The organism is Tenacibaculum sp. M341, assembly GCF_004337695.1.
Taxonomy (GTDB): domain Bacteria; phylum Bacteroidota; class Bacteroidia; order Flavobacteriales; family Flavobacteriaceae; genus Polaribacter.
The window spans coordinates 145333-161271 of the sequence record NZ_SJXJ01000011.1 but is presented as its reverse complement, the minus strand read 5'-3'; the positions used below and the strand labels follow the sequence as shown (position 1 = coordinate 161271).

General features: G+C 30.1%; 11 protein-coding genes. 1 reads left to right on the top strand and 10 read right to left on the bottom strand.

Going from position 1 to position 15939, the window contains the following annotated elements; genetic code table 11:
* From EYW44_RS14290 to EYW44_RS14275, 4 genes are all read right to left on the bottom strand, one after another.
* Nucleotides 1-3246 (bottom strand): SusC/RagA family TonB-linked outer membrane protein, encoded by a 3246-nt coding sequence (locus EYW44_RS14290; protein ID WP_243643669.1) that lies wholly within the window; start codon nt 3244-3246, stop codon nt 1-3.
* A 337-nt stretch (nt 3247-3583) separates the two neighbouring features.
* Nucleotides 3584-4444 carry an AraC family transcriptional regulator gene (locus tag EYW44_RS14285; RefSeq protein ID WP_132724350.1) on the bottom strand — a complete coding sequence of 287 codons (861 nt, stop codon included), beginning with the start codon at nt 4442-4444 and terminating at the stop codon, nt 3584-3586.
* A 227-nt stretch (nt 4445-4671) separates the two neighbouring features.
* Entirely contained in the window at nt 4672-6138 is a 1467-nt protein-coding gene (locus tag EYW44_RS14280) for a hypothetical protein (RefSeq protein WP_132724349.1), read from the bottom strand.
* Nucleotides 6139-6140: 2 nt separating this feature from the next.
* Nucleotides 6141-7652: a sulfatase family protein gene (locus tag EYW44_RS14275; protein WP_132724348.1), complete on the bottom strand. Its 1512-nt coding sequence runs from the start codon at nt 7650-7652 to the stop codon at nt 6141-6143.
* Nucleotides 7653-7843: 191 nt separating this feature from the next.
* On the opposite strand from EYW44_RS14275, the gene EYW44_RS14270 reads away from it, so the two are divergent.
* Nucleotides 7844-10084 carry a tetratricopeptide repeat protein gene (locus EYW44_RS14270; protein WP_132724347.1) on the top strand — a complete coding sequence of 747 codons (2241 nt, stop codon included), beginning with the start codon at nt 7844-7846 and terminating at the stop codon, nt 10082-10084.
* 5 nt (nt 10085-10089) lie between these two features.
* Here EYW44_RS14270 and EYW44_RS14265 read toward each other — a convergent pair whose 3' ends face one another.
* From EYW44_RS14265 to EYW44_RS14240, 6 genes are read right to left on the bottom strand one after another with little or no spacing between them, the layout of a single operon-like run.
* A complete protein-coding gene (locus EYW44_RS14265) occupies nt 10090-11067 on the bottom strand; it encodes an aldose epimerase family protein (RefSeq protein ID WP_132724346.1) in 978 nt (325 codons plus the stop codon).
* A gap of 2 nt (nt 11068-11069) precedes the next feature.
* Nucleotides 11070-12074 carry a LacI family DNA-binding transcriptional regulator gene (locus EYW44_RS14260; RefSeq protein WP_132724345.1) on the bottom strand — a complete coding sequence of 335 codons (1005 nt, stop codon included), beginning with the start codon at nt 12072-12074 and terminating at the stop codon, nt 11070-11072.
* 6 nt (nt 12075-12080) lie between these two features.
* The gene (locus EYW44_RS14255; RefSeq protein ID WP_132724344.1) at nt 12081-13112 is read right to left on the bottom strand and encodes a UDP-glucose--hexose-1-phosphate uridylyltransferase; all 1032 of its coding nucleotides are present in this window, start codon (nt 13110-13112) and stop codon (nt 12081-12083) included.
* Nucleotides 13113-13114: 2 nt separating this feature from the next.
* Nucleotides 13115-14236 carry a galactokinase gene (gene galK, locus EYW44_RS14250; protein ID WP_243643668.1) on the bottom strand — a complete coding sequence of 374 codons (1122 nt, stop codon included), beginning with the start codon at nt 14234-14236 and terminating at the stop codon, nt 13115-13117.
* 2 nt (nt 14237-14238) lie between these two features.
* Nucleotides 14239-14889: a bifunctional 4-hydroxy-2-oxoglutarate aldolase/2-dehydro-3-deoxy-phosphogluconate aldolase gene (locus tag EYW44_RS14245; RefSeq protein WP_132724342.1), complete on the bottom strand. Its 651-nt coding sequence runs from the start codon at nt 14887-14889 to the stop codon at nt 14239-14241.
* Complete coding sequence (locus EYW44_RS14240) at nt 14879-15826, bottom strand: 2-dehydro-3-deoxygalactonokinase (RefSeq protein ID WP_132724341.1); 948 nt, start codon at nt 15824-15826, stop codon at nt 14879-14881. Before EYW44_RS14240 ends, EYW44_RS14245 begins: the two co-directional genes overlap by 11 nt.
* Between the last annotated feature and the right edge of the window lie 113 nt (nt 15827-15939).

Sequence of the window (15939 nt, the reverse complement as noted above, 5' to 3'; positions counted from 1 at the left end):
TTAAAAATTAAAATTAACACCTAGAGTATAACTTTTCAAAGATGAGTATGTTGATCCTCTAAAATTACTATATCCATTTGCTTCTGGATCTAAACCTAAATCAGCGATTTCAGAGAACATAGTGAATAAATTAAATCCTCTTACAAAAAGTCTGATATCACCAATTTTTGCTATATCCTTATTAATTGTGTATGCAAGTTCAACTTCCTTTAATCTTAAGAAAGAACCATCGTGTAACCATAAGTCAGCTCCAATAAAATTATCTGCATCTCCACTTTGATTTCCACTAAATCTATCATCTTGTTGAAAAGCTCTTGGGTATCTAGCATTTCTATTATCAGGAGTCCATCTATCTTCAAAAACATGAACAGGCTTTGAACCATTTTGGTCAAAGAACACTAATGTTTGAACATCTGCTTGTCCTTGGAATAAAAAGTTAAAATCGAAGTTTTTATAATTAAAACCTCCATAAAAACCATATTGAATGCGTGGAATACTAGAAGCATCTAAACGAATTCTATCTCCATCGTCAATAACTCCATCTCCATTAGTGTCTACATAAATAGGTTCACCTTCTACAGTACCCGGTAATTTAACAGCAGTGGCATCTACTTGAGCTTGATTTTGAAAAATACCTGCAGTTGGTTGTACAATATAAGTATCTATAGATTTTCCTTCTGATCTTAAAGCATCAGGGATATTACTTGGTTCATCTATAAAAACTACTTCATTTCTATTGGTTGATATATTACCACCAAAATTATAGTTTACATCACCAATTTTATCAGCCCAAGATAATTCAAATTCCCAACCAGAATTGTTCACTTCACCAAAGTTCTCCGAAGGAAACTCACTAGGTAAAACTCCTACAAAATCAGGGGTACTAGCGTTTCTAGTTCTTAAAATATCAGTTCTTTTTTCAAAATAATAATTTACATCACCAGATAACCTACTATCAAATAAAGAGAATGTTAAACCTACATTTTGTTGTGTAGATTTTTCCCAAGTTACGTTTGGATTTGGTTCAACAGTAGAAGAGAATCCGTTAAAGATTTCACCATCAACACCAAAAACAAAAAAGTTTGGTTGTGGCGTGTTAGGGTTTGGACTACCAAAATTAAAGCGAGATAAAAATTGAAATGGAGCAATACGATCATTACCTAATTGCGCCCAAGATGCTCTAATTTTTAAAGCGTTTATCCAGCTAACATTTTCTAAGAATTTTTCTTTATCTAAAGCCCAAGCAGTTGATAAACCTGGAAATATTCCAAAACGTTTTCCTGGTCCAAAGTTACTAGATCCATCTCTACGAATGGTAAAGTCTAAAAAGTATTTTTTCTTGTAGTCGTAAGATAAAGCTCCAAATATATCAAAACGAGCTCCTTCACCAGAAGAACCATTAGTTCTTGCATTTTCTTCACTACCAGCAAATAATTCAGGTACTTCAGAAGAAGGGAAACCTCCAATTCTTTCTCCGAAGAAGTTACTTACTTCTGAGTTTAATTTTTCAGTACCTAAAATTGCATTTACTGAATGATCTTCTGCAATTTTAGTGGTGTAGTTAAGAGTTCCATTCAATAAAATTTGACTGAAAGTATTAGAGGTTTCTCGAAGGATTCTATTTTCACCTCTTGGAGAGAAACCTGTTGATGGAATATATTCATTACTTCCTTCTAAAAAAGTATAATATGTCCATGGAGTATACCAAGATTTGGTTCTTGTTATTATTTTTCTATAACCAACAAAACTATTAAACTTTAACCCTTTTATAATTTTATCAAGTGAATAGTCAAAAGAAAAACGACTTCTTAAGTTTGTTGTGTTAGTATTTATAAATCCTGATTGTCTACTTGACATTAAAAATGGATTTTGCCCATTTTCTCCACCTCTAGCAGGTAATCCGTTAGGGTAAATTCCTACCTCAGTAGGTAAATTGGTATAAATGTGTTTGTATATGTTTCCTAAATCAACACCAGGTTGTTCACGATCACCAAAAATTCCAGCAATATCGATACCTACTTTAATGTCTTTATTAAGTTTAATATCTAAATTAGATCTAACTTGATTTTGATCAAATTGTAATGATCTTGATTTAAATAAACCTCCTTGTCTAATAGCATCAGCACTTACAAAATATTTAACTGCATCTGTACCACCAGAAATAGATAAAGAATTTCTTGATTCTGGAGCAAAATCTGCAAATGTAAGATCTATCCAGTTGGTGTCAGGATATCGTATTGGATCTGTACCAAATCGACTAATTTGTTCACTAGTAAAAGGATTAGTCACATTAGGATCTAATAAACGCTGTCTCTCTGCTATTTCATTTTCATAAGTAGCATATTGTTTAGCATTCATTATTTGTGGTCTCTGAGTAAACGATGAAACAGTATATGAACTAGAAACTTTTATTGTAGGTGCTCCTAACTTTCCTCTTTTAGTAGTAATTAATATTACTCCATTTGCAGCACGTGAACCATAAATTGCAGCAGCTCCATCTTTTAATACAGTTAAAGATTCGATATCTTCAGGTGAAAGATTTGAAAATGTTGTTGACTGAATACCATCTATTAAAATTAATGGAGAGTTATTATTTGAGGTAGATTTACCTCTAATTAAAATAGTAGTTGCATCATTACTAGTATCTCCATCTCCACCATTTCCTGCTCCTGGAGTTCCACCTCTATCAATAATGTTAAGTCCTGTAACTCTACCAGATAACGATTTAGCAATATCTTTACTAGAAGATCTTTGTATAACTTCATCATCAATTTTACCTACAGCTCCTGTTAACTCACCTTTTTTTCTTGTGGTGTACCCTAAAACAACAATTTCTTCTAATCTAGTAGCGTCTGAAACAAGTTTTACATTGATAACCTTTTTATTACCAACAACAACTTCTTGTGTTTTGTAACCAACGTAAGAAAAAACAAGTACAGTATTTTCTCCTGAAGCACTAATTGTGTAGTTACCATCAAAATCTGTTTCAACACCTTTGGTAGTACCCTTAATAACAACATTTACTCCAGGTAAAGGTCCTTCGCTATCCGAAACATTTCCAGATATTTGTTCTTGTAAATTAGATGATTTAGGTGTTTCTGGATCGATTGAGATCTTCGCAAATGCATTATTATTAGCACAAATGATAATAATTAAGATACATAGCTTTTTGAACATCATATCTAAATCCAAAAAATTCAATCTAATAAAGTTTTTGTAAACTTTAAGTGATGTAGTTTTTTTCATAAAATGAAAATTTATTTTTTAAATTATTTCTAATTGGATTTTTAGCTTTTTGATTGAGGAGGGCTGAAAAACTTATGATTACATGTTTTTATAATCTTTAAAAATTGTAAGCGTACCTTAAACAAAAAGTTAACTTAATATTAAGTGGTTTTTTGTGATGTGAAAATTATACAAAATGCGGACGCTAAAAATTATCAATATTATCTCTTACTAATTCATTTTTACCCTTGAGTATGTAAAATGTAAAAAATACTATTGAAATTTACATTTTTACTAATCTAATTGAGTTAAAATGGATTATTTATAAAATGATAAAATTGAAAAAAGTTGATTTATTTTAAATAGCCTCTCTGTAACTTTTAGGAGTGCTACCCATGATTTGTTTAAACTGCTTGTTAAAGTTTGTAATTGAGTTATATCCAACTAAATAAGAAACCTCAGATACAGATAAATTATTTTGAGCTAGATAACGCGAAGCATTACGAATACGAACTTCATTTAAAAATTGTGTAAAAGATTTGTTGGTTACCTTTTTGAAAAAACGACAAAACGAGTTCGTTGTCATACAAGCAACTTGAGAAATATCTTCTAGTGAAATGTTTTTAGAATAGTTGTCAGAAATATATTTTAAAACAGTGTCAATTCTACTTGAATTTATAGAAGTATATTGACGCATATCAGTAGAAGAAAGAACTTTTTTAGAATTTGTAAGCGATAATTGATGTAAAATGTTTAGTAATTTAATAGCCTGTTCGGTGTATGATAATTTGTTTAAACCTATCAATTCATTGTGAAGTTTATCGCTGATATTTTGACCAAAGCTAATTCCGTATTTAGATTCTTTAAGTATTTTATCGATTTTTAAAAATTCAGGATTTTTAAAAGTGTCTGACCCTATAAAGTCTTCAGTGAATTTAATAACAATGGTGTTTACCTTTTTATTTACAGTTTGATCTTTATAATCTTCAGCTTCATTTAACCATAAATGTGGCAAATACGGACCTACTAAAACCAAGTCTCCTGGTTGAAAACGAGATACGCTATCTCCTACAAATCTAATACCATGACTAACAGAAATGTATATAAGTTCGTATTGACTATGATAATGCCATGATGAATCTAGGCATGGCCTAGTATTTTTTGAAACGCTTAATTTTTTATTTGTAATCTCCTCCGGGTGCTTTAGTACTAACTTCATTATAATTCAATAAACATTTTAAGTGTTATAAAAAATATGACTTTCTCAAAAAAAGTCATAAAAAATATAAAGGATATTGTCAAAATTACATATTATTAATTATTTATGAAATTTTTGACTTATTTTAACTTTTGATTTCCTTTTTTTTAAACGTTTTTTTTTGGTGGTTATTTTATATGCTTAGTGATTAAGTTTTTACAAATGAAAATTATGATTCACCATTCATTTTATAATTCAAGTTTATCTAGTATATAATTTTTGTTGTTAGATTTTATAAGTAATAGAATAGTTTTTGCCTTTGCTATTTTATTGGAAGTATGTTTTAAAGTAAACGTGTTTAAAGGATCAACTGTATCGATATAAACTTCGCTTACATTACCTAGGTTATCTGTGATTTGAAGTGAAGCTTTACCTTCTCTAAAAACTCCGTATTCTCCACTTAAAATATTAGATTTTTTATTGAAATTTAATCTTTGAGTAATAATTCCAGATTTATTAACATCTAATATTAAAGAAGATTTAATTTTTGCAGCACCATGAATTTCTTTGTAGTTAAAGCTCTCCCCAGCTTCTAAAGTATAAATAGGAGTTTTTACTTCAGTTTCTAAATAACCATCTTCTAATCCACTATGAAAAATAACACTGTTTGCCCCATTTTCATAAGTCAATTTAGGATTGTAAGGTTCAAATATTTTTACAAAAGCAGTGTTGTTTGTTTTATTAACATAGCTAAGCCATGATTTTGAAGATACCATTTCAATACCTCCCATTAAATAATAATCATAGTGAGTTTCATAAATTCCAGGTGAAACTTCTCCCGTCCAGTTAGTTCCTTTATTAAAGTACTTTTTAATATGTTCAGGATTGTTTTTATCCAATTTCATTCTATTTCTATTGATATATCTCCATCTAGACTCAGGAGTAACACTAATATGAAATTGTTTTCCATCAGGTAATTTCAAATTTTTATCAAAAGGGATATGTGCAATAAAGTTTTCTCCGTCTTCTAACTCAGGTTTACTTCTTGAAATATGTTGACTAGAAATTTTTAAACCTCTTTCTATTGTTTGATTTCCTTTGTTCGTTAATGTATGATTGATAAACACTAAACTGCTGTTTTCTTCAATGTAAAGAGATCTACTATACTGAAATTGTTCCTCTATCTTTTCAGGAACCGAAAAACTTTTTGATTTGTAATCGAATTTTGGAACAGGTAAATTTTGAATACCAGAGGTAACTTTAATAGATGAAATTCCATCATTTTGTATAATCTCAGCATTATAAGGAGCATCGCCAATACTTACTGGAGGAGGCCAGCGTTTTACTTTTTTTCCATTTTTATTAATAGCACAATTATTTACAGGAATAGGTACAAGTCTGTATCCTCCAAAATTTCTCCAATCTTTAATTTTTACATGTTCATCATTTGAAAACGATTTTCCAAATAATTTAGGATTTATCCATAAAGAAGGAGTGTCTCCTAAATTGTATTCTAAAACTCTTCCTGCAGCTTTAGGAACTACAGCAACGCTAATAAATTTATTTTTAGCAACCATAACGTCATCCCATTTCCAATTTTTGTAATTTTTAATAATACTTACAGATGAATTTTTGTTGGTAGTTTGAGCTAATGAAAGATTTACTGTAGCTAGTAAAATAGAAAATATTACAGTTTTGTTTTTTGAGAATATCATCGTTAGTTAGTTTTAAAAGTTTGATCAAAATGAGGCATCTTATTTTTCTCCCATTGTTCAGCTGTTCGTTCATTATGAAACCATAATGGTTGTTGGTTTGTTGAACTCCAGTTTTTAGCATCTTTAACCAAATTGTCTAATATTTTCGGATGTACTTTACTTAAGTCATTTTTTTCTCCTGGATCATTTTGTATATCATATAAAGTCCAGTTATTATTATTTGTTTTTAAAGCTTTCCATTGATTTTTACGAACTCCAACATCAGTATGATTCTTAAATTCAATTCTATGACGTAGTGCATAAATGTTTTCATTTTCATAAGAGTTTTTTCCATGTAAGAAATCATTCCAAATATTTTTACCATCAAGTATTTTATTGTCGGGTAATTTAGCATTTGCTAAATGAGTGAAAGTAGGGTATAGGTCTAATGCAGAAATTGGATGTTCGAATTTTTTACCTGAAGGAACAACATTTGGCCAGTGAAAAAACATAGGAACTCTATATCCACCTTCGTTTGTGCTTCCTTTGCCTTCTGCTAATGGATAATTGGTAGCTCCTTTACTTAATTTTCCACCGTTATCACTAAAGAAAACAATGAGTGTATTTTCTAATTGATGATTCTTTTTAAGAGTTTCAACAATATTGGTAACACCTCTATCTACAGCATGCACCATACCAGCATAAATTTGTCTTTTTTTATCTTTTATATGACTGTACAGTTTTAAATCTTCTTCTTTAGCTTCTAATGGAGTGTGTGGAGCATTGTACGATACGTAAAGAAAGAAAGGATCGTTTTTTTGATTCGCTTTATTAATAAAATTGATAGCTTCTCTAGAAAGTGCATCAGTAATATATTCATTTTCATCAACTTCTTTTCCATTGAATTGAAGCGGAGTTATGTAATCTCTAATTTTAGTATTTCCATTTGCTTTTTGTTTTTCATATTCGGCTTTAAATTGTTTAGGGAAATAATTATGTCCGCCTCCTAAAAAACCATAGAAATCATCAAAACCTCTATTATTTGGGTGATATTTTTGAACAGTTCCTAAGTGCCATTTACCAATAGCACCCGTGTAATAACCTGATTTTTGTAAGGTTTTGCTAATAAATTCTTCCTTAGTAGTAATACCTAAACCTGCATTCTCATGAGCTCTTGGTAAATTAAATTGTCCGCCAATTTTATGAGCATATCTACCCGTCATAATACTGGTTCTACTCGGACCACAAAAAGGATGCGCAACATAAGCATCAGTAAAAATAGTTCCGTTTTTAGCAAGTTTATCTAAACCAGGTGTTTTAATGTCTTTAGCACCGTTAAAACCTACATCTGAATACCCTAAATCATCGCATAAAACAACCAAAATATTAGGTCTTTTAGTGGTTGTTTTAGTTAAACTAGATATTTTTTCTTTGATTTCCTTTGTTTCTTTTTTATTATTAATGCAGCTATAAAAACTCAAGAGCACAGAAAGTGTAACAAATTGTAAAATTTGTTTCTTTATAATTGATTTCATTATCATTATCAGATTCGGTTTGTTTAATCATCTAAATAATGAAATAATTTTATCAAAATATGGCTCATTTTTATCTGTTAGTTACTTTTTTTTAACTGATTTTGATTAAAATATCATCGATCTGAGGTAATTTAGAAGAAATTGACTTCTTCAATTTATGATACATTTGTATTTGAAAAATAAAATTTTAAGTGAGATTTATTCAACATTTTTTTTTAATCATAGTTTTTTGTGCTTTTATTGCTTCTTGTAAAGAGAAAAATGAGTATCAAAGCGTATTCAAAGAAATTGAAGTAAGACTTTATGATTCGATTAGTGATGACTTTTTCTTAGGTGATAAAAAATGTAAAGAATGTCACCAAAAAGAATTCAAAAATTGGAAAGGATCTCATCATGATAAAGCAATGGAGGTTGCAAACTCAGAAACTGTTTTAGGAAATTTCAAAAATATAACTTTTGAAAGTCAGGGAGTCACATCGAGGTTTTTTAAAAAAGGAAAAGACTTTTTTGTAAACACAGAAGGTCCAGACGGAAATTATCATGATTATAAAATAGCATATACGTGTGGGGTTTTTCCATTGCAACAGTACATTGTGAAGTTTCCGAATGGTCGTTATCAATGTTTGAAAACAGCTTGGGATTCTAAAGTAGGAAAATGGTTTGATTTATATCCTGATTTTAAGATTGTGCATTCAGAATGGCTACACTGGTCTAGAGGCGGTTTAAATTGGAATACCATGTGTGCTGATTGCCACTCTACAAATGTTAGAAAAAATTACAGAAGAGAAACGGATAGTTATAATACAAAATATTCGTTGATAAATGTTAGTTGTGAAGCTTGTCATGGGCCAGGAAAACAACATGTAAATGATGTTGCTAGATTGGGAGAAGATTATGTAAATTCAGATACTTTTTTGATGACATCTAATACATCTCCAAAAGAATTAGTAGATCAATGTGCACGCTGCCATATGAGAAGGGAGCAATTTTCTAAAGCATATGATTTTAAAGGAACAATGTTGGATCATTATTTTCCTCAGTTAATAGAAGAAGAACGATATCATGCAGATGGTCAAATTTTAGATGAGGTATATGTTTATGGATCGTTTGTACAAAGTAAAATGTATCAGAATAATATTAGTTGTACCAATTGTCATAATGCACATTCATTAAAGTTGAAGTTTGAAGGAAATGCCTTGTGTGCCCAGTGTCACGAACCACAAAAATATAATGCAAAAACCCACCATGCTCATAACATAAACTCTGAAGGAGCACAATGTGTTAATTGTCATATGCCAGGGAACTATTATATGGGGAATGATTTTAGAAGAGATCATAGTTTAAGAGTTCCAAGACCAGATTTAAGTTTAAAATATGGAACACCAAATGCATGTACCAATTGTCATAATGATAAAGATGATGAGTGGGCTTGGAGTTCATTTAAAAAGTTATATGGAACAGTAGATTCTATTCATTTTTCAGAAAAATTGATTCCAGGAATACAAGGAGAAGTTAATGCTCATGAAGGATTGTTAGCATTAATTCAAGATAAAAAACATCCAGAAATAGTAAGAGCTTCAGCTGTAAAAGCATTGGAAAAATACAATACCACTATTTTTATTCAGCAGTACATCGATTTATTAGAAGACGATTCTCCTTTAGTGAGAGCAACTAGTATTGATGTTTTAAGCGGAATTAATAATAGAAATTATGTTTCTTATTTTTTACCTCTTTTAAAGGACACTAAAAGAACAGTAAGAATTAAAGCTTTTTATGGATTAAGTAGTTTGGCAAAAGAAGAAGTTCCTGAAGTTTATAAAAAGGATTATGATAAGGTTAAAAAAGAGTTTTGGAATCATGTTAACTCTAATTATGATTTTGTTGGAGGAAGAGTGAAAGAAGCGAATTACTATTTAAAAAAAGGAAATGTTAACAAAGGAATTGAAGGGTATGAAAATGCTCTTAAAATAGATGAATTAAATAACAGTTTAAGATTAACGTTAGCTAATTTATATTATCAGAATAATACTTTTAATAAAGCTGAAAGTCTGTTTAAAAAAGTGATTGAATTAGAACCTGAGTACGGACCAGTTTATTATTCGTTAGCGTTATTGCTTGCAGAGCAGAATAGAGTAGAGGAAGCCATAGAGCAGTTACAAAAAGCGAAAATTAAAATGCCTACTAACAACCGAGTATATTACAATTTAAGTTTGCTGTACAATAAGAAAGGCGATTATAAAAATGCAGAAAAAATTCTTTATGAGGGGTTGAAAGTAGCTCCAAATAATGAGAGTCTATTATATACACTTGCTTATCAGTTTTATACAACCGATAATTATAAGAAATCTAGAACAATTATTAAGAGGTTGATAAAGCTACATCCTGAAAATCCTCAGTATATGAGATTTTTAGACGAGTTAAAAACAAAATGATAATGCTATTTTAAAACGGAGAATTTAAAAGTAGTTTCATTGCTGTAAGTATCACCAGGTTTTAATAGAGTAGTTGGAAAATGAGCGTTATTTGGAGAATCTGGATAATGTTGAGTTTCAAAACAAATAGCAGGGAAATCTGTGTAAATCACATCATCTTTAAAAGTTAAGTCTTTAAAATTTTTAGGAGTGTATACCACAATAGCAGGTTGATTGGTAAAAACTTTCATACAAATTCCTGATGTTTTAGAACTTATTTCAGCATCATGTTTTTTGTTGTTTAAAATGAAAGTGTCGTCTAATCCATTAAAGTTTGGATGATTGATTTTAGTTTTTTTGTTAAAATCATAAGAAGTTTTATCAACAGCGTTTTTTTTGCCTGAAGGAATCAATTGATCATCAACATCTAAATAAAAATCACCATCAATAAATAATTCATGATTCAATATAGATTGCTCTCCATTTAAATTAAAATAAGAATGATTGGTAAGATTTACGTGTGTAACACTATCTGTTGTTGCTGAATATTTAATTGTTAATTCATTATTTTCAGTAAGAGAATAAGTAACAAAAACATGTAAGTTCCCTGGATAACCTTCTTCTAAATGTTCACTTAAATATGATAAGGTAATGGAAGATGTAACACCATTCTCAATATTTTCTACAATCCAGTTTTTTTTATCAAATCCATTTTTACCACCATGTAAATGCACTCCTTCTTTAGTATGAATAGGAAATTTTTTTCCATCAATTTCAAGACTTGTTTTAGAAATTCGTCCAGCATACCTGCCAACAGTAGCTCCTAAGTACAAGTTATTATTTAAATATTTTTCAGTTTTATAATCTTCACTAGAGCTAAGACCAACAACAACATTCACAAGTTTGTTATTTTTATCAGGCACCTTTAAACTTAGTATAGTAGCGCCAAGAGTACTGATTTCTAATTCTAAATTATTTTTATTTTTTAAAATATAAGTATTCATAATTAGTAGGTAGAAGCTCTTTTAACAAGTTCAGTTTCAATGACTATATTTTTAATTTTTTTATCGTTGTTGTGAATACGTTTCATTAAAGTCTTAAAAGCCAGTTTTCCCATTTCTTCTGGTTTCTGGTTAATGGTTGTTAAAGAGGGTAATGTGTATTTGGGAATTGCTCCGTCTGTAAAACCAATTACAGCAATATCATTAGGTACATGAAGTCCTTTTTTCTGAATAATATTAATAGCACAAATAGCAGAAAGTTGATCAGCAGTTATCAAAGCATCTATTTTATGTTGTTGAAGTGCTTTTATTAACTTTCCTTCAAACTCGTTGTAATCAGTAATGTTTATCAAATTAGGAGAAGCAGATAATTCATCTTCAATAGCTTTACAATATCCTTTGGTTCTGAGTGCTCCAACGCTGGTATTTGCAATAGTAGATAAAAAGGCAATGTTTTTACAATTGGTTTTTACAAGATATTTTACAGCATCATACGTAGCTTCAAAATCATTTACAGTTATTTTATCACATATAATTTCTTCTGAAACTCTATCAAACATAACTAAAGGAAAATTACGATGTCCCAAACTTTTAAAATGGTCAAAGTTGTTCTTATTTTGAGTTTCCTCAGCCAATGAAATCAATACACCATCTACGCTTCCATTCATTAAAAACGAAACAGAATCGGCTTCTTTACTTAGAACATCATTTGACAAGCAAATAATAAGTTTATAGTTTAATTTATTAGCTTCTAGTTCTATAGCATGAATCACCTTAGCAAAGAAGTCATCTTGTACATTAGGAACAATTACACCAATTCTTTTGGTAATATTTGATTTTAAACTTCTGGCTACATCATTTGGAATGTAGTTTAGTTTTGAAGCTAATTCTTTTACCTTATTTGTTGTTTTTACACTAATTTCATAGCTGTTGTTTAATGCTTTTGAAACTGTTGATGTAGATAAATTTAAGGTTTTTGCTATGTCTTTAAGAGTGACGTTGCTTTTCATTGTAAATTATGCAATACTGTAATGTTTAATATGTAATTTTTTTAAAGTGTTAGCTGCTTGTTCTGCAGTAATATCTCGTTGTGCATTGGCAAACATTTCATAGCCAACCATAAACTTTTTCACTTCAGCAGATCGTAAAAGCGGTGGATAAAAAGACATGTGAAAATGCCATTCGGGATGCTCTTTATCGGTAGGACTTTGATGTATTCCTGATGAGTAAGGAAATGAAGTTTGAAAAAGATTATCGTATTTGGTAGTTAATTGCTTAATGATTTCAGCAAAAGCAGTTTTTTCATCATTATTTAATTGTCCAATATGTTGATATTGTTTGATTGGAACAATCATCGTTTCGTATGGCCAAGTTGCCCAATATGGAACCAAAGCAACAAAATGTTCATTTTTTAAAACAATACGTTCATTCAATGCCAACTCTTGTTGAATATAATCGCTTATTAAACTTCTGTTATTTTTTTTCCAATAATCAAGTTGATGGAATTGCTTTTTTAAAACTACTTCAGGAATAGAAAACTGAGCCCAAATTTGCCCGTGAGGATGTGGATTACTGCAGCCCATAATTGCACCTTTGTTCTCAAATATTTGAACATGATTAATGTTTGTTTTTTTTCCGAGCTCCTCATATTCATGTTGCCATAAACTAATCACTTCACAAATTGATGCAACAGACATTAATGGTAGCGTTAAAGAATGATCTGGCGAAAAACAAATTACTTTACAAATTCCTTCTTCACTTTCTGCTTTTAACAATCCATTGGTATAAGTTTCGTGTTCTTGATCTTCAATCAAAGCCGCGTAATCATTTACAAAGCTATACGTGCTTTCATAATCAGGATTTACACTTCCGTTAGCTCTTGTGTTTCCTGGACATAAATAGCAGTCAGGATCATAAGTAACCTTTTCTAAAATGACAGGTTTATCTTTTTTTCCTTGCCAAGGTCTTTTGGTTCTGTGTGGAGAAACTAAAATCCATTCTCCAGTTAATATATTATATCGTCTGTGCGATTTTGAGTTAAATTCCATAATTAAATTTTAGAAACTCCGTTTCCTATAGCTACTGTAATTGGAGTAAGATTAATATTGAATTTTTCTTGGTAAGCAGGAGAAATACTATTGATAAATTCTTCATGAAAATCTTTATGAACAATATTAATGGTGCATCCACCAAAACCACCACCCATCATTCTGGCTCCCACTACATAATCAAGATTGTGAGTAAAATCAACTAAAAAATCGAGCTCTTCACAACTCACTTCAAATAAATTGGTAAGTCCTCTATGCGATTTGTAAACCCATTCTCCAAAACCTACAATGTCTTTATTTTTAAGGCATTCAACAGCATAAAGAGTTCTTCTGTTTTCTTTTGTAATGTATAAAGCTCTATTAAAGATTTTATGAGGTAATATATTTTTAAACTCTTGAATAATCTTTGGACTTACTTGAGCTAATAATGTATATTCAGGATATTTTTTATTGATGGCTTCTAAAGCTGTATTACACTCATCACGCCTCACATTATATTCACTAGTGGCTAAGTTGTGAGAAACATTGGTGTTTAATAAAATGATTTTATAATCGCCAAAATCAGCAGGTATTAATTGATGTTCTAGTGTTTCACAATTCAATAAAAGTAGATGATCAGCACAACCTTTTACTACAGCAAATTGATCCATAATACCACATTTGGTACCCACAAAAGTATGTTCAGCATCTTTTGAAATATTAATAATTTCAATATCGGTAAGTCCAATGTTAAATAGTTCGTTTAAACCTTTAGCAATACCACACTCTAAAGCAGCAGAAGAACTAACACCCGAGCCCAAAGGTAAATTGCTATAAATATTACAGTCAAAACCTTTTACAGCATTAGGCTTTAGTACATTTATATGAAAAATAACTCCAATAATATAGTTATGCCATTCTATATTACTTCTTTTTAAATCATTTAGATTAATTTCAAATTGATTTTTAAAATTTTCAGAGTATACTTTACAAGTTTCAGTATCATTTTTACGAAAACTTAACGTGATTTTTTTATCAATAGAAGCAGGTAATACATGACCACCACTGTAATCAACGTGTTCTCCAATAAGATTAATTCTACCAGGAGAATCGATGACAATATCGTATTGTTTTTTAGGATTCATATTCATTTTAAATACTCTTGAATTTGCTGTTTAATCAATAGAAAATGTGTTTTCAAATCGGTGAAGTTTTCAGTTGCTATATATTCTTTATGAAGAAGAGAGCTACCCATACCCACACCTTTAGCACCAGCTTCAAAAAATGATGAAATATTCTCTTTTGAAACACCACCAGTAGGCAATAGTTTTATGTCATTAAGAGGAGCTAACACATCTTTAATGTATTTTGGTCCTAGTTGGGTTGCTGGAAAAACTTTTACAGCAGAAGCCCCTAAAGACCAAGCTTTGTATATTTCAGTAGGAGTATAAGCACCAGGAAAAATTGGAATATTTTTAGAAACACAGTAAGTAATAACTTCTTCATTTATAATTGGTGTAACAATAAATTGAGCACCAGCTGTAATTGCCCTATGGCAGTCAACCATGGTACAAACAGTTCCTGCACCGATATTTAGTTTAGGAAAATTATTTTTAAGATTATTAATTAATTCCGTAGCTCCTTCTGTGTTCATAGTTACTTCCAACGTATAGAGTTGACTTTCTAAAAAGGTTTTAGCAATGTTAAGAGTAGTTTCTTTACTTAAACCTCTTACAATTCCAATAATGGGAGCTTCATTAAATAAATCCCAAGAGAAAGAAGAGTTGTTATTTATCATGTAATAAGAGTATTTTTTGTTGTCCTATTAAAAACGCGTTTTTTAAAATTGAATCATCTAATAGTACAAGTTGATTTTTAGGAATAATCATTTCTAGCGCAGTCTTATACATGTCAAACATAGGATTAGATGCCGCTAAAAATAATTTGGTTGTTATGTGTTGTAAGTAGCTTAACTCATTACCAATGAGCATACCACTTAAGAAATAATAATTGTCTTTTTTATCTTTATTTTCCAAAACATCTTTTACCCTAACGCTAAATAAACTAGCAGCTAGTTGATGCTTAATTCCAATTTCAATACCTTCTTTAAAAGCTTGATTTTTTTCGGAATTCCAAGTGGTAGAAACCACCGAGTTACTTAAAATAGAAGTGTTGGATAATATGTCGAATAATTCACCAGTCATAAAGTTTTTTAGATTGGTGAAAGAGTGGTTAGTAAAAGATATGTGTTTACTGTGTGTACCAGGAAGTAATAATATTCCTTCGTTAAGATCTTTTAAAAAATTAGCCAAACCTATTGCTTGAACTTCTTCGCCACGCATCATTCCTGAAGAATTTTTTACACCAGAAATTAATACGATGTTTAATCCATTGGAAGTTTTTAAATATTCTGAATTTAAATTACTACCATCCATAGAGAAAGGGAAATTAGCATATGGCATGTTTTTTAAACCAATATTGGAAGAAGCCATACCAGCAATGACAATAATTTCATTTTGATATTTTTGAGGTAGCTTTAAAACTTCTTTTTTTAAATGATTCGAAAAAAAGTCAAATTGAGTTATTGAAGAAGTGGTTTTAAATACATCAAACAAATCTCTAATTCCTAAATCAGACGTGTTCTCTTCAATAACAGTTAGGGTTGCTGTTTCAATTACACGTAATCTGAAATTAGTGGTACCCCAATCACAGCTAATAAAATATGTAGAAGTCATAATATTCAACTTTATATAAAGAACTTACAGCTCTTGGTTAAAAACTTAATTGCTGTATACACAATAAAGTATAACCTAAAACAAAACAATAAAAAATGTGATAAGAAGTAGAG